The organism is Mycobacterium sp. (assembly GCF_039583785.1).
GTDB lineage: Bacteria > Actinomycetota > Actinomycetes > Mycobacteriales > Mycobacteriaceae > Mycobacterium.
In genome coordinates, this window is record NZ_JAVKSG010000065.1 from 1 (window position 1) to 19,556 (window position 19,556).

General features: G+C 66.3%; 19 protein-coding genes and 1 pseudogene. 12 read left to right on the forward strand and 8 right to left on the reverse strand.

Annotation, left to right across the window (positions count from 1 at the left end):
* The coding region (locus tag ABDV69_RS16650) for a PGRS repeat-containing protein (protein WP_343576356.1) at positions 1 to 861 on the reverse strand (861 nt) is incomplete at its 3' end.
* Positions 862 to 1,262: 401 nt separating this feature from the next.
* Between ABDV69_RS16650 and ruvC the strand changes: the two genes are divergently transcribed.
* Together ruvC and ruvA are read left to right on the forward strand one after the other, a co-directional pair.
* On the forward strand, positions 1,263 to 1,817 hold the full coding sequence (gene ruvC, locus ABDV69_RS16655) for a crossover junction endodeoxyribonuclease RuvC (RefSeq protein WP_343576359.1): 555 nt from the start codon (positions 1,263 to 1,265) through the stop codon (positions 1,815 to 1,817).
* Positions 1,814 to 2,398: a Holliday junction branch migration protein RuvA gene (gene ruvA / locus ABDV69_RS16660; RefSeq protein WP_343576362.1), complete on the forward strand. Its 585-nt coding sequence runs from the start codon at positions 1,814 to 1,816 to the stop codon at positions 2,396 to 2,398. The genes ruvC and ruvA overlap by 4 nt, the downstream gene beginning before the upstream one ends.
* 65 nt (positions 2,399 to 2,463) lie before the next feature.
* On the opposite strand, the gene ABDV69_RS16665 is transcribed toward ruvA, so the two are convergent.
* Positions 2,464 to 2,901, reverse strand: a complete 438-nt coding sequence (locus ABDV69_RS16665; protein WP_343576364.1) for a type II toxin-antitoxin system VapC family toxin — start codon at positions 2,899 to 2,901, stop codon at positions 2,464 to 2,466.
* A 7-nt stretch (positions 2,902 to 2,908) separates the two neighbouring features.
* Complete coding sequence (locus ABDV69_RS16670) at positions 2,909 to 3,142, reverse strand: antitoxin (RefSeq protein WP_343576366.1); 234 nt, start codon at positions 3,140 to 3,142, stop codon at positions 2,909 to 2,911.
* 360 nt (positions 3,143 to 3,502) lie between these two features.
* On the opposite strand from ABDV69_RS16670, the gene ruvB reads away from it, so the two are divergent.
* From ruvB to ABDV69_RS16690, 4 genes are read left to right on the forward strand one after another with little or no spacing between them, the layout of a single operon-like run.
* A complete protein-coding gene (ruvB, locus tag ABDV69_RS16675; protein WP_343576368.1) occupies positions 3,503 to 4,564 on the forward strand; it encodes a Holliday junction branch migration DNA helicase RuvB in 1,062 nt (353 codons plus the stop codon).
* Between the two features lie 47 nt (positions 4,565 to 4,611).
* Positions 4,612 to 5,880, forward strand: a complete 1,269-nt coding sequence (locus ABDV69_RS16680; RefSeq protein WP_343576370.1) for an amidohydrolase — start codon at positions 4,612 to 4,614, stop codon at positions 5,878 to 5,880.
* A gap of 49 nt (positions 5,881 to 5,929) precedes the next feature.
* The gene (locus ABDV69_RS16685; RefSeq protein ID WP_343576372.1) at positions 5,930 to 6,175 is read left to right on the forward strand and encodes an antitoxin VapB family protein; all 246 of its coding nucleotides are present in this window, start codon (positions 5,930 to 5,932) and stop codon (positions 6,173 to 6,175) included.
* Positions 6,160 to 6,564, forward strand: coding sequence for a type II toxin-antitoxin system VapC family toxin (locus ABDV69_RS16690; RefSeq protein WP_343576374.1), 405 nt, complete (start codon positions 6,160 to 6,162; stop codon positions 6,562 to 6,564). The genes ABDV69_RS16685 and ABDV69_RS16690 overlap by 16 nt, the downstream gene beginning before the upstream one ends.
* Positions 6,565 to 6,670: 106 nt before the next feature.
* Here ABDV69_RS16690 and car read toward each other — a convergent pair whose 3' ends face one another.
* The 3 genes from car to ABDV69_RS16705 all read right to left on the reverse strand — a co-directional run bounded on the left by car (position 6,671) and on the right by ABDV69_RS16705 (position 12,045).
* The gene (gene car, locus ABDV69_RS16695; protein ID WP_343576377.1) at positions 6,671 to 10,183 is read right to left on the reverse strand and encodes a carboxylic acid reductase; all 3,513 of its coding nucleotides are present in this window, start codon (positions 10,181 to 10,183) and stop codon (positions 6,671 to 6,673) included.
* 230 nt (positions 10,184 to 10,413) lie between these two features.
* Complete coding sequence (gene gabT / locus ABDV69_RS16700; protein ID WP_343576379.1) at positions 10,414 to 11,754, reverse strand: 4-aminobutyrate--2-oxoglutarate transaminase; 1,341 nt, start codon at positions 11,752 to 11,754, stop codon at positions 10,414 to 10,416.
* Between the two features lie 45 nt (positions 11,755 to 11,799).
* Positions 11,800 to 12,045 (reverse strand): hypothetical protein, encoded by a 246-nt coding sequence (locus ABDV69_RS16705; RefSeq protein WP_343576381.1) that lies wholly within the window; start codon positions 12,043 to 12,045, stop codon positions 11,800 to 11,802.
* 268 nt (positions 12,046 to 12,313) lie between these two features.
* Here ABDV69_RS16705 and yajC point away from each other — a divergent pair, with 268 nt between their 5' ends.
* The 6 genes and pseudogenes from yajC to ABDV69_RS16735 all read left to right on the forward strand — a co-directional run.
* A complete protein-coding gene (gene yajC / locus ABDV69_RS16710; RefSeq protein WP_343576383.1) occupies positions 12,314 to 12,643 on the forward strand; it encodes a preprotein translocase subunit YajC in 330 nt (109 codons plus the stop codon).
* Positions 12,644 to 12,764: 121 nt separating this feature from the next.
* Positions 12,765 to 14,618: a protein translocase subunit SecD gene (gene secD / locus ABDV69_RS16715; protein WP_343576385.1), complete on the forward strand. Its 1,854-nt coding sequence runs from the start codon at positions 12,765 to 12,767 to the stop codon at positions 14,616 to 14,618.
* A 4-nt stretch (positions 14,619 to 14,622) separates the two neighbouring features.
* Complete coding sequence (secF, locus tag ABDV69_RS16720; RefSeq protein ID WP_343576388.1) at positions 14,623 to 15,945, forward strand: protein translocase subunit SecF; 1,323 nt, start codon at positions 14,623 to 14,625, stop codon at positions 15,943 to 15,945.
* Between the two features lie 4 nt (positions 15,946 to 15,949).
* Positions 15,950 to 17,623 carry an ABC transporter substrate-binding protein gene (locus tag ABDV69_RS16725; protein WP_343576390.1) on the forward strand — a complete coding sequence of 558 codons (1,674 nt, stop codon included), beginning with the start codon at positions 15,950 to 15,952 and terminating at the stop codon, positions 17,621 to 17,623.
* Positions 17,620 to 18,141 (forward strand): adenine phosphoribosyltransferase, encoded by a 522-nt coding sequence (locus ABDV69_RS16730; RefSeq protein WP_343576393.1) that lies wholly within the window; start codon positions 17,620 to 17,622, stop codon positions 18,139 to 18,141. The genes ABDV69_RS16725 and ABDV69_RS16730 overlap by 4 nt, the downstream gene beginning before the upstream one ends.
* Before the next feature lie 134 nt (positions 18,142 to 18,275).
* Positions 18,276 to 18,590: pseudogene (locus ABDV69_RS16735) on the forward strand (DUF222 domain-containing protein); the annotation flags it as partial.
* Here ABDV69_RS16735 and ABDV69_RS16740 read toward each other — a convergent pair.
* Together ABDV69_RS16740 and ABDV69_RS16745 are read right to left on the reverse strand one after the other, a co-directional pair.
* The gene (locus ABDV69_RS16740; RefSeq protein ID WP_343576399.1) at positions 18,508 to 18,930 is read right to left on the reverse strand and encodes a hypothetical protein; all 423 of its coding nucleotides are present in this window, start codon (positions 18,928 to 18,930) and stop codon (positions 18,508 to 18,510) included. The pseudogene ABDV69_RS16735 and the gene ABDV69_RS16740 overlap by 83 nt on opposite strands.
* Positions 18,923 to 19,204 carry a transposase gene (locus ABDV69_RS16745; RefSeq protein ID WP_343576396.1) on the reverse strand — a complete coding sequence of 94 codons (282 nt, stop codon included), beginning with the start codon at positions 19,202 to 19,204 and terminating at the stop codon, positions 18,923 to 18,925. The genes ABDV69_RS16740 and ABDV69_RS16745 overlap by 8 nt, the downstream gene beginning before the upstream one ends.
* Between the last annotated feature and the right edge of the window lie 352 nt (positions 19,205 to 19,556).

Genomic DNA, 19,556 nt, shown 5'->3' on the forward strand with positions numbered 1-19,556 from the left:
CTGCCCGCCGAAACCACCAGCACCGCCGGCACCGCCAGCACCACCAATGCCCGTGCCGGCGTTGGCAAAGGTGCCGTTCGCGCCGAGACCGCCGGCGCCGCCGTTACCGCCGTTACCGGAGGCCAAGAAACCGAAAAGGTCCCCCCCACCGGTGTTGCCGCCGGCGCCACCGGCGCCGCCGGCGCCGGCGTTGACGCCTGCCACACCGGCTCCGCCGTCACCGCCGAGGCCGCCGTTGCCGAACAACTCGCCGCCGGTGCCACCCGCGCCGCCGTCGGCGCTTGTCCCGCCGGCCCCGCCGTCACCGCCGTTACCGATTCCCCCCGCATCCCCACCGGCACCACCGGCCATACCGGGATCACCGGCCGCGTCATAGCCGGCCCCGCCGTCACCGAAGAAGAGCCCGCCGTTCACGCCGTTGGGGTCTGCCAACGTACCGTCGGCGCCGTTGCAAATCAGGCCACAAAAGTCCGCCGGGACAAACGGCTCGAAAATCTTATTGATAACGGGGTCAATCGCCTGACCGAGCGGGCTGTTGATGTAGGCTTCCAGCTCCGTGTGCAGCGGCAGATAGAAGTCCGTCTGGAACGCCTCAGCGATCGGGTTGGCTGCTGCAGCTACCCCAGCCGCGGGATCAGCCGCTGACGCCGCCGCCGCCAGTGGATCAGCGACAAAGGTCGGATCAAAGCTGGTCGCCACACTGCCCAGATCCGCCGCCAGCGAGGGGTCGAAGCTGCCCAGGGAACTGATCAGCGGGTCGAGGATCACGTCAAGCACGTCGGCGTTAGCCTGCGGCGCGCTGGCCAACGGGCTCAGACCGAACGCCAAAAACGCGCCAGCACTACCACCCAGGCCGATCACGCGACGACGACGCTGCGCCTTGGCCTTGCCGGACCCATTCCTCTGAGAACTACGCCGACCAGCCATCGTCCTACCCCATCCGTGATCACAGCGATTATCAGGTTGTCTTAAGCTAACCCTCAGGCCGCCGAAAGGGAAGCAAAAATCGCACAAATTTTGGAATGGGCCCTCACGGCCCTGGCGCGAGGTCATCCTCAGCTTCGCTAGCCTCCCCGTGGACGCTCCGTTTGGGTTGACGAACCGTTCATGCCGCCGGCTGTGCTGGCACCGCAGCTGACCGTCGGGCAGGCCACACGTCATCGTTTTACGGCCTGGGTTTTCACCGCGTGTCCTAGGCTGCCGATGTCGGGCTGGCCCGCTACCCTGATCGAACAGCTGTTCGCTAACTGTGGGAGGCGCTGGTGCGGGTGATGGGTGTCGATCCCGGCCTGACCCGCTGTGGATTGTCGGTGGTGGAGAATCGCAGTGGCCGCCAGGTCATCGCGCTCGATGTCGATGTGGTGCGCACTCCGTCCGACGAGTCGCTGGCGCGGCGACTGCTGATGATCAGCGACACCGTCGACCACTGGATGGACACCCACCTGCCGGACGTCGTCGCGATCGAGCGGGTGTTCGCCAACCAGAACGCGAACACCGCGATGGGTACCGCGCAGGCTGGTGGCGTGATCGCGCTGGCGGCGGCCAAGCGGGGCATCGACGTCTACTTCCACACGCCGAGCGAGGTGAAGGCGGCCGTTACCGGCAACGGCCGCGCCGATAAAGCTCAGGTCACCGCGATGGTTACCAAAATCCTGGCGCTGCAGACGAAACCGACGCCGGCGGATGCCGCGGACGCTCTGGCGCTGGCCATCTGCCATTGCTGGCGCGCACCGATGATCGCCCGGATGGCCGCCGCGGAGGCGATGGCGGCCGAGCAGCGTCGCACCTATCAAGCCAAACTGAAGGCGGCCCGATGATCGCGTCGGTGCGCGGCGAGGTGATCGACATCGCGCTCGACCACGTCGTCATCGAGGCGGCGGGCGTGGGTTACAAACTGATGGCCGCTCCGTCAACGCTCGCGACGCTGCGCCGCGGCAGCGAAGCCCGCTTGATCACCGCGATGATCGTCCGCGAAGACTCGATGACCCTCTACGGCTTTCCCGACCCCGACGCCCGCGACCTGTTCCTGACGTTGCTCGGTGTCTCCGGCATCGGCCCGAAGATCGCGCTCGCCACTCTGGCGGTTTACGACGCGACGGCACTGCGCCGGGCGCTCGCCGACGGCGACCTCGCGGCCCTGACCCGGGTGCCGGGCATCGGCAAACGCAGCGCCGAGCGGATGGTGCTGGAGTTGCGCGACAAGGTGGGCGCAGCCGCGGCCGTGACATCGATCAACGGCCACGGTGTCCGCGGCCCGGTGGTGGAAGCCCTGGTGGGGCTTGGCTTTGCGGCCAAGCAAGCCGAAGAAGCCACCGACAAGGTGCTGGCCGCCGACGACGCGGCCACCACAGCGACGGCCCTGCGGTCAGCGCTGTCGCTGCTGGGGAAGACCAAATGAGGCGCAGCCTCGCCCTTCGTCGTTGGCGACGCGGGCCACTTCGGTGGCTGGGGCGTCCCCCATGATCACCGGCCCGACGTTATCGGATCCCACACGCGAGAGAAGCCGAAGTCGTTGAAGTCGTTGATATTTCGAGTGGCGAACTCGTCGACACCGTGGTGGCGCAATGTCAGTGCCAGCCGGGTATCGAATAGGCGTCGGCGAGCAATTCCGGGCGTGGCCGCCAGCACCCACACATCGTCCATCACCGGGGCGTTCTCGATGAGCGCCCACCGCCGGTTGCGACGAAACGTCTGACAGACCTCCGCCGCCTCGGGGCCGTCGAGCGGTCGAGTTATCACCGCGGGGTTCCGCAGCAATTGATAGAGCTCCATAAGTACGAACTCACAGACCGCCACGTCGGTCCGGCCGGCATACTCCACGAGGAAGGCGGCGGCGGCGGCGTGTTCGGGGCAATCCTGATTTTGGGCATACAGCAGGACATTCGTATCGATCGAGAGCACGAGCGACTCACGCCTCGTTGGCAAGCTCGCGCCACGCGTCTTCGGACACCCGAAAGGGGCCGAGTCGACGCGCCGTGGGCGGCTGCCAGGCCTCGGATGCTACGTCGCGCCTCGGATAAATCTGCACCATGTGTTCAAGCCCGCGACGAACGACCTCGGCAAGGGTTATTTCGTGCTCCTGCGCCACCCGCTTGGCGTCGCGGTAAAGCTCGTCTGGGAGCTGGACTTGCGTTCGAATCATACATCGAATTTACATCTGTATCGAAAACACATCAACGTTGTCGATGCCAGGGTCGCGGCGTCCCGCGACCTCGCGGATGTGTGCATTGGGCACCGGATCACGTGCGTGTTGTCACCTCCAGGTGCCCAGGCGTGTCCTATCGGCCAGTGTCGGTGCCGCCCGGTATTGTATCGAACAACTGTTCGGCTTCGAGGGGGCTTAGGATGCGGGTTGTCTCCATCCCGGCAAAGGTGGCACCGGCAACGCGCGAGCTACCGCGATGGTGACCAAAAATGTTAAGCCGCAACTTGATCCGATATTGGCCGACGCCTGCGGTGGGAGGGCCACCACGTCGACGGCGTTGCATTCAGGGAAGACGAAGTGACTCGCGCCACCGACGACGAAGACTCCGAGGACCGGGAAGTCTCCGCGGCCCTGACCGTCGGTGAGGGCGATGTCGACGCCAGCCTGCGCCCCCGCTCGCTGGGGGAGTTCATCGGCCAGCCGCGCGTGCGCGAACAGCTGCAGCTGGTCATCGAGGGAGCCAAAAACCGCGGCGGCACACCGGATCACATCCTGCTGTCCGGTCCGCCGGGGTTGGGCAAGACATCGCTGGCGATGATCATCGCCGCCGAGTTGGGGTCGGCGCTGCGGTTGACGTCGGGTCCGGCGCTGGAACGCGCCGGAGACCTGGCGGCGATGCTGTCCAACCTGGTCGAGCACGACGTGTTGTTCATCGACGAGATTCACCGGATCGCCCGGCCGGCCGAGGAGATGCTGTATCTGGCGATGGAGGACTTCCGGGTCGACGTCGTGGTCGGCAAAGGTCCTGGGGCAACATCGATTCCGTTGGAGGTGGCACCGTTCACGTTGGTCGGTGCGACCACCCGCTCCGGCGCGCTCACCGGACCGCTGCGCGATCGATTCGGGTTCACCGCGCACATGGACTTCTACGAGCCGGCCGAACTGGAGCGGGTGCTGTCCCGCTCGGCGGGGATTCTGGGAATCGAATTGGGCGCGGAGGCCGGTGCGGAGATCGCGCGCCGCTCGCGGGGCACACCGCGCATCGCCAACCGGCTGCTGCGCCGGGTCCGCGACTACGCCGAGGTGCGCGCCGACGGGGTGATCACCCGTGACGTCGCCAAATCCGCCCTCGCGGTCTACGACGTCGACGAGCTCGGTCTCGACCGGCTGGACCGGGCAGTGCTGTCGGCGTTGACCCGCAGCTTCGGCGGCGGCCCGGTCGGGGTGTCGACGCTGGCGGTCGCTGTCGGTGAAGAGGCCACCACCGTCGAGGAGGTGTGCGAGCCTTTCCTGGTGCGGGCGGGCATGATCGCCCGCACTCCGCGCGGCAGGGTGGCAACCCCGCAGGCGTGGACGCACTTAGGGATGACACCACCCCCACGAGCCAGCGGCTTGGGGCAGCCGGGACTGTTCCAGTAGCGGTGGCTGTGCCGTCACGCATCCGCTCGAGGTGAAGGAGACAACCCGTGCAGCAGGACATGGCGGAGCGGGTCGACGCTCTGGTCGCGGCCGACACGGCGCGTCTGACCGGGCTGTTCAAAGACATTCACCGCCATCCCGAGCTGGGTTTCGCCGAGACCCGCACGGCAGGGATTGTCGCGCAGGCGTTGCGCGACCTGGGTTTCGCGGTGACGACCGGCATCGGCGGCACCGGTGTGGCGGCGATACTGTCCAACGGCGCCGGCCCGGCCGTGATGTACCGCGCCGACATGGACGCCCTCCCCGTCGCGGAAGCCACCGGCCTGGACTACGCGAGCACGGTGCGGCTCACCCGCGACGACGGCACCCAGACGCCGGTGGCCCACGTGTGCGGTCACGACGCGCACGTCACCTGGATGCTGGGGATGGCGCGGGTGCTGGCCCAGACCACCGACTCCTGGTCGGGCACCGCGGTGCTCGTCGGTCAGCCCGCCGAGGAACTGATCGCCGGCGCCCAAGCCATGGTCGACGACGGGCTGTACAAGGTCGTGCCGAAACCGGATTTCCTGATCGGCATGCACACCGCGCCGGCCCCGGTTGGCTTGGTGGCGTCCAGTGGCGGCCCGATGATGTCGGGCACCGACCAGATCGACATCGTGTTCCACGGGGTCGGCGGGCACGGCTCGATGCCGCAACTGGCCAAGGACCCGGTGCTGATGGCGGCGCTGGCCGTCGTGGAATACCAGACGATCATCAGCCGGATCATCGCCCCGCAGGAGACGGCGGTGCTCACCGTCGGTGCGGTGCAGGCCGGCTCGGCCTACAACGTGATCCCCGACCGGGCGCTACTGAAGGCCAACCTGCGCTGGTTCCACCCGCACGTCCGTGAGCAGTTGATCGCCGGCATCAAAGCCGTCAGCGAGGGCATCGCGCGAACCTACGGCATGCCCGAGGACCGGCTACCCGTCGTCACAGTGGGCGGCGGGTCGACGCCACTGGTCAACGACGCCGGGCTCGCCGCCCGGTTGGCGACGGCGTTGCGGACGGTGATCGGGCCGGGCAACGTGCTCACCGACGTGCCGTCGGCCACCGCGTCGGAGGACTGCCAGCTGCTCAAAGGTCCGTACCACGACGTCCCGTTGGGTTACCTGTTCGTCGGTGTCGCCGACCCGAAGGTGTGCGCCGAGGCGTACGCGGCCGGCAAGCTGTTCCCGTACTCGCCGCACAGCCCGGATTACGTCGTCGACCTGGCCGCCATCCCGTTGGGCGCGAAGGTCGCCAGCTACGTGATGCTGGAGTTGCTGGGTACGGCGTGATCGCTGGCAGCTCATTGCATACACAGGTCCATGCATGTATACATGCATTGTGCCCACCAAGACGATATCGGTTGATCTCGAGGCATACGAGCGCCTCCGGGCCGCTCGGAATTCGCCAAACGAATCGTTCTCTCATGTCATAAAACGTGCCCACTGGCGCAACGAAGTGCGCACGGCCGCAGCGCTTCTCGATGCACTCGCCGAGTTACCGACGATCGGTGGCGACGTTCTCGCGCGCCTCGATGAAGCGCAAGCCGCCGACGCACCGCCTGAGGACCGATGGCGCTCCGACTGAGCGTCGACACGACATTTCTCATCGACCTGCAACGGGAGCGATCCGCGGGCGACGCCGGCGGTGCAGCGCACCGGTTCCTCGAACGGTCACCTGACGCCGAGCTGTTTTTGTCGACGATCGCATTGGGCGAGTTCGCTGAAGGGTTCGACCAAGCCGAACACCCGATCGTCGCTGCGATGCGCGATGCGCACACCCTCGTCCCGGTCGATGATCAGACCGCATTCGTCTACGCGAAAGTGATACGAGCGCTACGTCGCCGCGGCGAACTGATCGGCGCCAACGACCTGTGGATCGGTTGCACAAGCCTGCGGTTAGGGATCCCGATCGTCACGGCGAACCCGGCGGATTTCCGGCGCATCGATGGGCTCGGCATCGTCCACTACCGTTGATATCGCGCTAGACCAGCAAACGCGCCCCCAACCATCCGACGAGCAGACGCAGAATCGCACAGCCAACGGCTAGCGTGTGCGATTCTGCGTCTGCTCGCCGTCCGGGTTACAGCACTCCGAGCAGTTGCAGGTCGGTGATGTACTTGACGATCACCGGCTCCGTCACGTGTGGAATGTCTTTGTCCGGGCCGATTTTCGCCTCTTGCACCGCGGCGCGGAACCGGTCGGTCGGCGCCATCGATCCGTTGAGCGGCACCTGCGGCTGCTGGTAGTTGTGCAGCAGCGGCAGCAACGAGTACTGGCGCTGACGGTCCGGCAACCCGCGCAGTGTCGACTCGAACCGCCGCAACCAGGTGCCGTAGTCGCCGACCCGCTGGACGGAATACCCGGCGTCGATCAGCCAGTCGACATACTCGTCGAGGCCGATCCCGTCGTTGTAGGGGTTCATCACGTGGAAGGTGGTGAACTCCTGCACGGTCTGGGCCCCGAGTGTCGAGATCGCCTCGGCGATGAATTCGACTGGCAGCCCGTCATAGTGGGCGCTCTGCCGGTTGCCGTCCGCATCGAGCTCGTAGAACGATCCGGGCGCGATACCGGTGGCCACCAGGCTGAGCATCAGCCGGGTGAACATGTCCGGCAGGTTCAGCTGCCCCGCGTAGGTGGTGTCGGCCAGGATCATGTCGCAGCGGAACACCGCGACCGGCACACCGCACAGATCGTGCGCTTCGCGTAGCAACACCTCGCCGGCCCACTTGCTGTTGCCGTAGCCGTTGGCGTAGTTGTCGTTGATCTGGCGGGTAGCGCTGATTTCCCGAATGTCGGCGTCCTCGACGAACTTTCCGGGTTGGATCTGGTCGCCCACACCGATCGTCGAGACGTAGGTGTACGGCTTGATCTTGGTCGTCAACGCGATCTTGATCAACTCAGCGGTGCCCAGCGCGTTCGGGCCGAACAACTCGCTGTAGGGCAACACGTGGTTCACCAAGGCCGCCGGGTCCACGATCAGGTCGACGGTGTCGGCCAGCCGTTGCCAGGTCTGCTGGTCCAGGCCGAGGTTGGCCTCGCCCTTGTCGCCGGCAATGACCTCCAGGTGATCGGCGGCCAGTTCGCGGTAGTGCTCGAGCAGCTTCGGATCGCCGCTGTCGAAGGTCCGGTCCAAGCGCGCACGTGCCTCTGCGTCAGTCTTGGCCCGCACCAACGCGATGACCTTGCCGTCGACGAAGTCCATCCGCTCCAGCCAGTCCAGCGCGAGGTATCGGCCCAAAAAGCCGGTCGCGCCGGTCAACAGCACGGTTCGCACTTCGTTGCCGGCCTTCGGCAGGTTGGCAGCGGCGGCCAGGGTGGCCTCGTCGAGGAACTTGTCCAGCGTCAGGTCAGAAGCGTGCACCTCGGAAGCGTCACGCCCGTGCACCGCGGCGAATGTCGGCCGCTTGCTGCCCTGACGCTCCGCCTCGATGTAGTCGGCAATCGCCTGCAGGTCGTTGGCCGGGCTGACGATCACACCGACCGGCACGTCGACATCGAAGATCTCGTGCAACAGGTTGCCGAATGTCAACGCCGACAACGAGTCTCCACCGAGATCGGTGAAGTGTGCGTCGGGTGTCAGGTCGGCCTTCGCCGCACCCAGCATCGCCGCAGCCGCCCGGCTGACCGTCTGCAGCACCGGCGCTGCTGCGCCAGTGCGGCGCAGTTCGGAGAGTTCGTTGGCCTGGCCCTGAGCCAAGTCGGCGTAGAGCTGCTCGAGTTGCTCGCCGTAGTGCTGCTTGAGCTTGGGCCACGCCAGCTTGCGAACTCCGGTCAGCAGGCCGTTCTCCAGGGTGAACGGCGTGGTCTCCACGATGAAGTCGCGCGGCACCTCGTAGGACTGCAGATTCGCCTGTCGCGCAACGGTGTGCAGCGACTCGGCGATGCGCGACTTCAGGGCGCCCGCGCTGTGCGTGGCGATGGCGTCTTCGGTGGGCACCACAACGGCCAGCAGGTACGGCTGCGCGCTGTTGCCGTGGATGTAGATCTGGCGGACCAGCGGACTGTTGCCGAATTCCGCCTCCAGTTTGGCCAACGTGACGAACTCACCCTGCGCCAGCTTCAGCACGTTGTTGCGGCGGTCGACGTAGACCAGGTGGTCCGGGGAGGTCTCGGCGAACACGTCGCCGGTCCGGTAGTAGCCGTCCTCGTCGAATACGTCGGCGGTCGTCTCGGCGCGCTTGTAGTAGCCGGGGAACATGTTCGGGGTCTTGAGCAACAGCTCGCCCCGGGGGTGCGGCCGGTCGGTGGCGTAATAGCCCAGGTCCGGAACGTCGACCAGTTTGTAGTCCAGAACAGGTGGGCGCTGGATCTCGCCGTCGAGCAACACCATGCCGGCCTCGGTGGAGCCGTAGCCGTCCACCAGATGGATCTCCAGCAGCGACTCGACCCACTTGCGCAGCTCGGGGGAGATCGGCGCGGAGCCGGTCATCGCGAAGATGAAGCGCCCGCCGAGCAACTCGTCACGCAGTTCGGCGAGCACCTGCGATTCAGCGGACTTCTGATCGACGCCTGCGGCGGTCCGCTTGCCGACCTCGCTGAGGTATTCGCTGTAGAGCATCTCCCAGATGCGCGGCACGAAGTTCAGCTCGGTGGGCCGCACCAGGCGCAGGTCCTCGAACAACGTCGACAGGTCGCTCTGGGCGGCGAAGTAGGCGGTGCCACCGTTGCCCAACGTGCCGTACAGCGTTCCGCGGCCCATGACGTGGCTCATCGGCATGAAGTTCAAGCTGATCGACGCGGCGCACGGTCCGAACCAGTTCTTCGTCGACCGGTTCCACATCTTGGCGACATTGCTCTGCGGGTACATCGCGCCCTTGGGTGCGCCGGTGCTGCCCGAGGTGTAGATCAGCAGTGCCAACGGGTCGTCGCCGTCGTCGTGAACAGGTTGTGCCGCGGGCAATTCCTCGCCTCGCTCGCGTACCTCGTCGAGGGTCTCGATGGTCAGCCCGAGGTCGGTCAGCCGTTCGCGGGCGCTCCGCAGTGCCTCGCGGTTGTCGTCGATCTCGCTGCGGTAGTCGAAGACCACCAACCGTGCCGGGGTGTGGCCGGCTGGCGCGGCAGCCAGGATCACGTCGACGGCGTCGGAAAGGTGGTCGATGCTCGCCGCGAACACGGTGGGCTCGGTTTCTAGGACAATTGGCAGCAGCTGCGTAATCGCCGCGCTGGTCTGCAGGGGAACCGAGACCGCGCCGACGCAGCCCAGGGCGATGTCGATGGTGGTGTAGTCGACGCTGGTGAAGCCGAGCACGCAGACACGGTCACCTCGGGCGGTCATGCCGTCGGCCAGTGCGCGGGAAAGGTGGGCCACCCGCTCGGCCAATTCGCCGTAGGTGACCTGAGAGAACCAGGGGAGCAGGGTGGCTGTGGTCCGCTGCGTCTTTGGGTCTTTGACGAGTTCAAACGCGCGCTGAGCCAGGGCCGGCCGGTTGGCGTATCCCTCCAGCACGGCTTTGGTCACCGCGGTGAATCGTGTTCCGGCTGAATTTATGGCCGCGGCCACGTCAGGATCGGGTCGCGCGGCGGCGAACTCAGGGTCGTTGGCGGCGAGCTCTGCTGCGCGACGTTCTTGGTCTTCCTGGATCTCAATCGACATAACAGAACCTCACAACTTGCGAATTTGGGAAATCTGACGGTGCGACGCTGCACCTAGTGAGTACTACGTTAGCAAAGGTAACGATATTCTGGCGAATCTGGTACGCCGACGGTATGTGATCAATTGCACGGACATGCAATCTGGTGGCGGGGCAATACCGGCCCGGACCGGACACCACCAGATAGCCGTCGGGGCTCTCCTGCAGCCGCGACGCCGCCAAGGCGTGAGCGCTAGAGCTCGGCGAGCAGACCGGTCAGCACGTCGAGCCCTTCATTGAGCAACTCGTCGCTGATCGTCAGCGGCGGCAGGAAACGCACGACGTTGCCGAATGTGCCTGCGGTCAGCACGATGACTCCGGCCGCGTGGGCGGCGGCGGCGAGCGCACTGGTCAGCTTGGCGTCGGGCTCGGCATTGTCGGGATTGACGAACTCTACGGCGATCATGGCGCCGCGGCCTCGCACGTCGCCGATGCGGTCGTCGGAGGCCTGCAGTGCGTGCAGGCGGCCCTTCATCAGCCGCTCGATCTGACGGGCTCGTTCGATGAGCCCGTCGGCCTCGATGGTGTCGAGGGTGGCCAGCGCGGCCGCGCAGGCCAACGGGTTGCCGCCGTATGTGCCGCCGAGACCGCTGGCGTGCGGGGCGTCCATGATCTCGGCGCGACCGGTCACCGCGGACAACGGCAGGCCGTCGGCGATGCCCTTGGCGATGCAGAGCAGGTCCGGCTCGACGCCTTCGTGCTCGCAGGCGAACATGGCCCCGGTCCGGGCAACCCCGGTCTGCACCTCGTCGGCGATGAACACCACGTTGTTGTCCCGGCACCAGTGCAGCAGCGCGGGCAGGAATCCCTGCGCCGGGACGATGAAACCGCCTTCGCCTTGGATGGGTTCGATGACGATCGCGGCCAGATTGTCGGCGCCGACCTGCTTGGCAATGATGTCGATGGCGCGACGGGCGGCCAGTTCGCCGTCGGTGGCCATTTCCTTGTCGATCAGCCCGTCGCGGTACGGGTAGGACAGCGGTGCACGGTAGATCTCCGGCGCGAACGGGCCGAATCCGCTTTTGTAGGGCATGGATTTCGCGGTCAGCGCCATCGTCATGTTGGTGCGGCCGTGGTACGCGTGGTCGAAGGCCACCACCGCAGATTTCTTGGTGTGCGAGCGGGCGATCTTGACGGCGTTCTCCACCGCCTCGGAGCCGGAATTGAGCAGCACCGAGCGTTTTTCGCCCGGACCCGGTGCGATCCGGTTGAGTTGTTCGGCGACCGCCACGTACTCCTCGTATGGCGTCACCATGAAGCAGGTGTGGGTGAAATCCGCGACCTGCGCGGACACCGCCTCGACCACACGTGGCGCGGAGTTGCCGATTGTGGTGACCGCGATTCCCGATCCCAGGTCGATCAGTCGGTTGCCGTCGACGTCTTCGACGATTCCCCCCGCCGCGCGGGCGGCGAACACCGGCACGGTCATGCCCACGCCGGCTGACACCGCCGCCGCGCGGCGTCTGGTCAGTTCCAGCGATGCCGGGCCGGGGATTTCGGTGACGAGGCGGCGGCTCTGCTCAATGACGGACACGCCAAAAGCGTAGCCCGGCGACGACTTGGCCCGCGAGGCGCGAAATCAGCCGGCGGCGGTGTGACCCAGCTCGCGGCACACATTGCCGTTGGGGTCCCACCACTGGCCCGGGGGACAGTTGAGTGCCGGGCCTTGGCCGAGCGGCCGGCAGATGTTGCTGTATCCGTCCCAGTACTGGCCCGGCTCACAGTTCGCGGGCGGGTCGGCCCAGCTGGTGGCTGGCGATGCGAACGCGACGGCCGCGCCCGCGAGCACCAGTGCACTTGCCAATCGGCCGATAAGGTTCCTCACTTCGGACCTCCTCGATAGCGACGGTGAATCCACCGAAACAGTCATCTGAACCAGGTCTCAACCTAGAAGACTGGGCCGTCGTTCGAATCGACCGTAACAAAGGAGCCCACCGGCTGGCGGCGAAGTCGGCGAGGTCGGCGAACCGGTCAGCCGGGTCCAGTCAGCCGGGTCCAGTCAGCCGGGTGCGATCAGCACGGTGAACAAGCATGGCGACGGCCTGATGGCACACTGGTGACCGTCAAACGACGTCGACGAAAGACTTGCCTTCATGAACCAAACTATTTTCTTCCTGCCGATGCTGATCGTCTTAGGGGCGTTCATGTTCTTTTCGTCGCGCCGACAGAAGCGCGCGATGCAAGCCACCGTCGACCTGCAGGAATCGCTGAGGATCGGCGATCGGGTGCAGACCACGTCCGGCCTGCACGGCACCATCAGGCGCATCACCGACGACAACCTGGACCTCGAGATCTCCCCGGGCGTGGTGACCACCTGGGTCAAGCTGGCGGTGGCGAGCCGCGTCGAGGAGACGGTCCTGGACATCAAAGCCGACGAGCTCGACGATCTGGCCGACGACCCAGGCCGACTGCCCAACGACTGAGGTCGCAGGTCCGCCACGTACCCTTCTCGGTGCGGTCGAACCGGGCGGGGCGCGAAAGGCGCACGGCGGGATGACGACCTGCACAAAAGCGCATCGCGCATGAGCGGAGGAGACTCAACACGTGGCATCGCCATCGGCGCCGGTGCACCCTGGGCGCTACCTGGCGGTATTTCTGGTCCTGCTGATCGGTGTCTACCTGCTGGTGTTCCTCACCGGCAACGAGCGGGCCGACCCGAAGCTGGGCATCGACCTGCAAGGTGGCACCCGGGTCACGTTGACCGCCCGGACTCCGGACGGGTCGCGGCCGACCAGAGAGGCGCTGTCGGAGGCGCAGTCGATCATCAGCGCCCGCGTCAACGGGCTGGGTGTGTCGGGATCTGAAGTCATCGTCGACGGCGACAACCTGGTCATCACCGTTCCGGGAACCGATGGAAACGAGGCGCGCAACCTCGGCCAGACCGCCCGGCTCTACATCCGCCCCGTGATCAACGCCCTGCCGGTGGACAGCGCCGCCGGCATGCAGGGCGGTCCCCAGTCACCCGCACCGCGGGGACAGCAGGATCGAACAGGTGCCCCCGGCGACCCAGGTGGGCAACCCGGTTCACCCGCGCCTGACCTGGTCCCAGGCGCGCCGACACCCGGCGGTGGACAGCTGCTACAACCCGGTCTGCCTGGTGACCAGCCGCTGTCGCCCGGCGGTCCGGCTGTCCCGCCGCAGCCGCGGCCCTACCCGCAAGACGCGCCGACCACGCCGTCCCCGGCGCCGTCGTCACCCGTGCCGGAGTCGCCGACAGCGGAGCAACCCGCACCTTCAGAGTTGCCCCCGATCCAGCCGGGGCCGCCGGATGCGCGCAAAGACCTCGCCGAGCGCATCGCCAAGGAGCGCGAGTGGCGACAGAGCACCAACAAGGGCGTGCAGTTCCTCGCCCTGCAATACGAGGCCACCCGCTGCTTCCAGGAAGACATCCTGGCCGGCAACGACGATCCCAACCTGCCGCTGGTGACCTGCGACAAGAACCACACGGAGGCGTACCTTTTGGCGCCGTCGATCATCAGCGGTGATCAAATCGAGAACGCCAGCTCGGGCATGGACCAGCACAGCGGCGGCTACGTCGTCGACGTGCAGTTCAAAAGTGCGGCGGCCAACACCTGGGCGGATTTCACCGCCTCTCACATCGGCACGCAGACCGCTTTCACGCTGGACTCGCAGGTGGTCAGCGCGCCGCGGATCGAGGAAGCAATTCCCGGCGGCCGGACCCAAATCCACGGACAATTCAGCAGTGCCCAGGCCAAGGAGCTGGCCAACGTCCTCAAGTACGGCTCGCTGCCGCTGTCGTTCGAGTCGTCGGAAGCCCAAACTGTCTCCGCGACACTGGGATTGACGTCGCTGCGGGCAGGTCTGATCGCCGGCGGGATCGGGCTGATCCTGGTTCTGCTCTACTCGCTGCTCTATTACCGAGTCTTGGGCGTGCTGACGGCAGTGTCGTTGGTAGCTTCTGGCGCAATGGTTTTCGCAATCCTTGTGCTGCTCGGCCGATATATCAACTACACGCTGGATCTGGCCGGTATCGCGGGTCTGATCATCGGTATCGGTACGACGGCCGATTCGTTCGTGGTCTTCTTCGAGCGCATCAAAGATGAGATCCGCGACGGCAAACGGTTCCGGTCCGCGATTCCGCGGGGCTGGGCGCGGGCCCGCCGGACGATCCTGTCGGGCAACGCGGTCACCTTCCTGGCCGCCGCCGTGCTCTACGTCCTAGCGATCGGTCAGGTCAAGGGGTTCGCGTTCACGCTGGGGCTCACCACGGCCCTCGACACCGTCGTGGTGTTCCTGGTGACGTGGCCGCTGGTCTACCTGGCCGGCAAGTCGAAGAGGCTGGCGAAGCCGGCATACAACGGCCTGGGGGCGGTCCAGCAGATCGCGCGGGAGCGGAGCGCCGCCAGCTCCGGCGCCTACCCGGCGGGACGGGGGTAGCGAGATGGCGTCAAAGGCGAAAACGACCGGCACCGACGACACGACTGCCGTCGAGCTCAGCAAGGACACCGCACGACAGGTCCGCCCGAGCGGCGCGGAGTCCGGCAGCGTTCCGCACCACAACTTCTTCGCCCGCCTCTACAGCGGAACCGGCGCCTTCGAGGTCATCGGTCGACGTCGGCTGTGGTACTCGATCAGCGGGGCGATCGTCGCGATCGCGGTCGTCAGCATCCTGGTGCGTGGGTTCACCTTCGGCATCGACTTCAAGGGCGGCACCACGATGTCAATGCCCGTCGCCGGCGACAAAGGCCATGCGACCGTCAGCCAGGTCGAAGAGGTGTTCCGCCAGACGCTGGGCCACGATCCGGAAACCGTGGTGATCGTCGGCAGCGGCTCGTCGGCGACCGTGCAGATCCGGTCCGAGGCGCTGGCAGGCGACAAGACCGAGAAGCTGCGTGACGCGCTGTTCGACAAGTACCAGCCCAAAAGCTCCGACGGGCAGCCCAGCAAGAAGGCGATCTCCGACTCGGCGGTGTCCTCGACGTGGGGCGGGCAGATCACCAAGAAGGCGGTCATCGCCCTGGTGGTGTTCCTGGTTCTGGTCAGCCTGTACATCACCGTCCGCTACGAGCGGTTCATGGCGATTTCGGCGTTGACCACCATGGCCTTCGACCTGACCGTCACCGCTGGCATCTACTCGCTGGTGGGCTTTGAAGTCACCCCGGCCACCGTCATCGGTCTGCTGACGATCCTGGGTTTCTCGCTGTATGACACGGTGATCGTGTTCGACAAGGTCGAAGAGAACACCCACGCCTTCCAGCACACCACTCGGCGAACGTTCGCCGAGGAGGCAAACCTCGCGATCAACCAGACGTTCATGCGATCGATCAACACCAGCCTGATGTCGACGCTGCCCGTGCTGGCGCTGATGGTGGTGGCGGTGTGGCTGCTTGGTGTGGGCACACTCAAAGACCTGGCCCTGGTGCAGCTGGTCGGCATCATCGTCGGCACCTACTCGTCGATCTTCTTCGCCACGCCGCTGCTGGTCACGCTGCGTGAGCGCACCGAGTTGGTGCAGGTCCACACCCGTCGTGTGCTGCGGCGTCGCGGGCCGGATAGCACGAAAGCCGCAGATCAGGGGACCGAGAAGAAGACGCGGGCCCAGGCGGGTGACGAGTCGGATGACGACGATTCTTCCGAGACGCCGCGCGCGTCCTTCGCCGACGCCGGTACGCCGCCGCCCAGCAAGCCGGCTCCCGGTGCTCGGCCGGCCCGGCACTCCGCGGGCCGCCCTGCGCGTCCGACCGGCAAGCAGAACAAACGCTGACCCGATGATGGCCTGGTGTCGGCGGGTGGCCGCCAGCTGTCTGGTGGTCACACTTGCAGCAGCTGCGCCGGGCGTGTTGACGGGGTGTTCGGGCAGCGCGGCAGGGCAGGTCGACTACGTCGTCGACGGCGCACTGGACTCCTACAACACCAATACGGTCAGCGGAGCGGCCTCCGCCGGTGCGCAGGCCTTCGCCCGCACGCTCACCGGCTTCGGCTACCACGGCCCCGACGGTCAGGTCGTCGCCGACCACGACTTCGGCTCGATCTCGTTGGTCGGCGGTTCGCCGCTGGTGCTGGACTACCAGATCGCCGACAACGCGGTCTACTCCGACGGCAAGCAGATCACCTGCGACGACCTGGTGTTGACGTGGGCCGCCCAGTCGGGCCGGTTCCCCGGGTTCGACGCTGCGAGCCAGGCGGGCTACGTCGACGTCACGTCGATCGACTGCCAACCGGGGCAGAAGAAAGCCCGGGTGTCCTTCGCCCCAGACCGCAACATCGTCGACTACAACCAGCTGTTCACTGCCACCGCGATCCTGCCGTCGCACGTCATCGCCGCGGAACTCGGCGTCCCAGACGCCAACGTCACCGCTGCGCTGCTGCGCAACAACGAGCCCGTCATCGCCCGCATCGCGCAAACGTGGAACACCACCTGGAACCTCAAGCCGGGCATCGAATCCGGCGTCGTCGCCACGCACTTCCCGTCGTCCGGGCCGTACAAGATCGAATCGGTACTGGACGGCGGCGCAGTGGTTCTCGTCGCGAACGACAAGTGGTGGGGCGCCAAGCCGATGACCAAGCGGGTCACCGTGTGGCCGCAGAAGGCCGACATCCAGGACCGGGTCAACGCCAAGAGCGCCGACGTCATCGACGTGGCGACCGGCTCGTCGGGCGCACTGGCCACGCCGGACACCTACCGTCGCACCGACGCGGCGTCCGACGGTATCGAGCAGCTGATCTTCGCACCGGGCGGGCCGCTGGCCGACATTGCGGCCCGTCGCGCGGTCGCGTTGTGCACTCCGCGCGACGTGATTGCGCGCGACGCGCAGACGCCGATCGTCAACGCACGACTGCATACCACCGTCGACGACGCCATCGGCCAGGCCGAAAACGTCCCCGAGGCAGGACGATTCATCAAAGCGGACCCGGTCGCGGCCCGCGCCGAGCTGAAGAACAAGCCGCTGCCGGTGCGGATCGGCTACCGGGGACCCAACGCGCGACTGGCCGCCATCGTCGGTGCGATCGCCAAAGCCTGCGGCCCGGCCGGAATCGCGGTCTCCGATGTCACGTCCGACTCGGCCGGTCCGCAAGCGCTCAAAGATGGCAAGATCGACGTGTTGCTGGCCAGCATCGGGGGAGCCGCCGGCAGCGGTTCGACCGGCTCGTCGGCCATGGACGCCTACGACCTGCACACCGGGAACGGGAACAACCTCTCTGGCTATAGCAACGGCCAGATCGACGGGATCATCGGCTCGCTCGCGGTGTCGGCCGACCCGGCCGACCTGGTCCGGCTGCTGGCCGAGAGTGCTCCCGTGTTGTGGGATGGCATGCCGACGTTGCCGCTCTATCGCCAGCAGCGGACTCTGCTGGCGTCGAAGAAGATGTACGCCGTCGGGACCAACCCGAGCCGGTGGGGTGCCGGCTGGAACATGGACCGTTGGGTCCTGGTTCGGTGAGCGCCGCCGAACTGGTCGTAGCGCTGACCCGGCAGGTCGCCGATTTCCCGTCGCCGGGCATCCAGTTCAAGGACCTGACCCCGGTGTTCGCCGACCCGCGCGGGCTGGCCGCCGTGACCGACGAGATCGCGGAGGTGGCGGCCGGCGCCGATCTGATCGCCGGCATCGACGCGCGCGGATTCCTGCTCGGCGGTGCCGTCGCCGCCCGGCTCGGGACCGGCGTCCTGGCCATCCGCAAGGGCGGCAAGCTGCCGCCCCCGGTACGCACCGAGCAGTACAACCTCGAGTACGGCACCGCGAGCCTGGAGCTGCCGGTCGAGGGGATCGAATTGACCGGCCGCAGCGTTGTGCTCGTCGACGATGTGTTGGCCACCGGCGGGACCATCGTCGCGGCCCATCGGCTACTCGAGCAGGCGGGCGCGCAGGTGACGACCGCCGCCGTGGTCATCGAACTCGCCGGACTCGGTGGCCGCGACCGGGTCGCACCGCTGCAGGTACACAGCGTGAGTGTGTTCTAGGGGCAGTGCAGCGCCGGTGCGGGAATCATTGATGCTCAGGCGAATTCGCCGGGGGTTGACCTGCTTTTCGGGTGTGGGCTCCGAAGCGTTGTCGGGTGGCCGGGATTTGTCGGAGGGGCTGCGATGATGAGGTCATGTCTTCGACTGCATCTGCCGGCGCTGTATTGGCCAGTCCCGGTGAGCGTCTTGAGGTGTTGTTCGAGGAGTTGGCGGAGCTGACCGGTCAGCGCAATGCGATTGATGGGCGCATCGTGGAGATCGTCGCCGAGGTCGATCGCGAGGAGCTGTGGGGTGCTACCGGTGCGCGGTCGGTGGCGGCGTTGGTGGCCTGGAAGCTGGGTTCGTCATCGACTAATGCGCGCACGATCACCGCGATCGCGCGCCGGCTGCCGGAGTTTCCCCGCTGCGTCGAGGGCATGCGTGAGGGCCGGCTGTCGGCCGATCAGGTGCGCCAGCGATCGTGTCGGCCACTTGGAGGATGGTGTCGGCAGCCCCGGCAAGTCTGTCACGCAGTTGCGCCAGCGCGTGTGGGCTTCCCAAGTGGTCTTCAGCGATGAGCCGCAGCAACTGCTCGCGGGCGATCGTCGACACCGGTAGCTCGCGGCGCCGGGCGATATGTTCGAGCGACTCCAGTTCCTCTGGGTTGAGTCGGATTTGCAGCACTTTGCTACGCGGATTGCCGCGTGTGATCTTCACGTGTGGGGGAATCGGCCTGTCAGTCTGGTCGGCTTCGGCGGCCTCGGCCTCGTCGCCGATTTCGGCCAGTAAATCATCAAGGCTCTTACTCATCTGGACCTCCCTGGCGGTAGTAGCGGCGATCACGGCTGTTGGACTGCCATGCGTTGACGCCCCATACGACATCTCCCTTGTCGAGGGTGATGACACTCAGGACAGCCTGGGCGCTGGGCGAGTAGCCGAGGGTGCGAACCTGGCGACCGCTTTTGGTGTTGTAGTCGGGGTCGAAGATGACTGCGTTGGCATCGTTGAGCGCTTCATCGGCTTGCTCTGGCGTGGTTCCATGCTTGGCGATGTAGTCACCACGCTTCGACCAGTCGATCGCCATGCTCTCAAAGTGTAATACACAGTTGTACTACAGATCAAGTGCTCGCTGACTTCACTCTCCGCCGTCGTCCGACGTGCTCTGCGCGCATCGCTGAGGCGCCATTCCGGAAGAGGATGAGGGGGTAGCTTTACGACTCGCAACAAACCTGAGGTGCCTCTGCCGTTTTTCGAGTCGTCACTTACGAAATAGCCTGGTGGAAGCCATGATAGGGCCATGGGGTGTTGTTTGAGATGTGTGAGGTAGGTCCGGTGTCTGTGTCGCAGCCGCATAACCGGCAGCAGCGCCGTCTCGTCGCGGTCTGGCCTGCTCCGTCACGCCCCGATGCGTCCCAGGTACTCATCGAGCGCGCGGC

Excerpts from the sequence above, each read along its gene's own strand:
- ABDV69_RS16690 (WP_343576374.1), top strand. The coding sequence starts at position 6,160 with ATGGCGCTCCGACTGAGCGTCGACACGACATTTCTCATCGACCTGCAA.
- ruvA (WP_343576362.1), top strand. The coding sequence starts at position 1,814 with ATGATCGCGTCGGTGCGCGGCGAGGTGATCGACATCGCGCTCGACCAC.
- secF (WP_343576388.1), top strand. The coding sequence starts at position 14,623 with ATGGCGTCAAAGGCGAAAACGACCGGCACCGACGACACGACTGCCGTC.
- ABDV69_RS16670 (WP_343576366.1), bottom strand. The coding sequence starts at position 3,142 with ATGATTCGAACGCAAGTCCAGCTCCCAGACGAGCTTTACCGCGACGCC.
- ABDV69_RS16745 (WP_343576396.1), bottom strand. The coding sequence starts at position 19,204 with ATGGCGATCGACTGGTCGAAGCGTGGTGACTACATCGCCAAGCATGGA.
- car (WP_343576377.1), bottom strand. The coding sequence starts at position 10,183 with ATGTCGATTGAGATCCAGGAAGACCAAGAACGTCGCGCAGCAGAGCTC.
- ABDV69_RS16740 (WP_343576399.1), bottom strand. The coding sequence starts at position 18,930 with ATGAGTAAGAGCCTTGATGATTTACTGGCCGAAATCGGCGACGAGGCC.
- yajC (WP_343576383.1), top strand. The coding sequence starts at position 12,314 with ATGAACCAAACTATTTTCTTCCTGCCGATGCTGATCGTCTTAGGGGCG.
- ABDV69_RS16725 (WP_343576390.1), top strand. The coding sequence starts at position 15,950 with ATGATGGCCTGGTGTCGGCGGGTGGCCGCCAGCTGTCTGGTGGTCACA.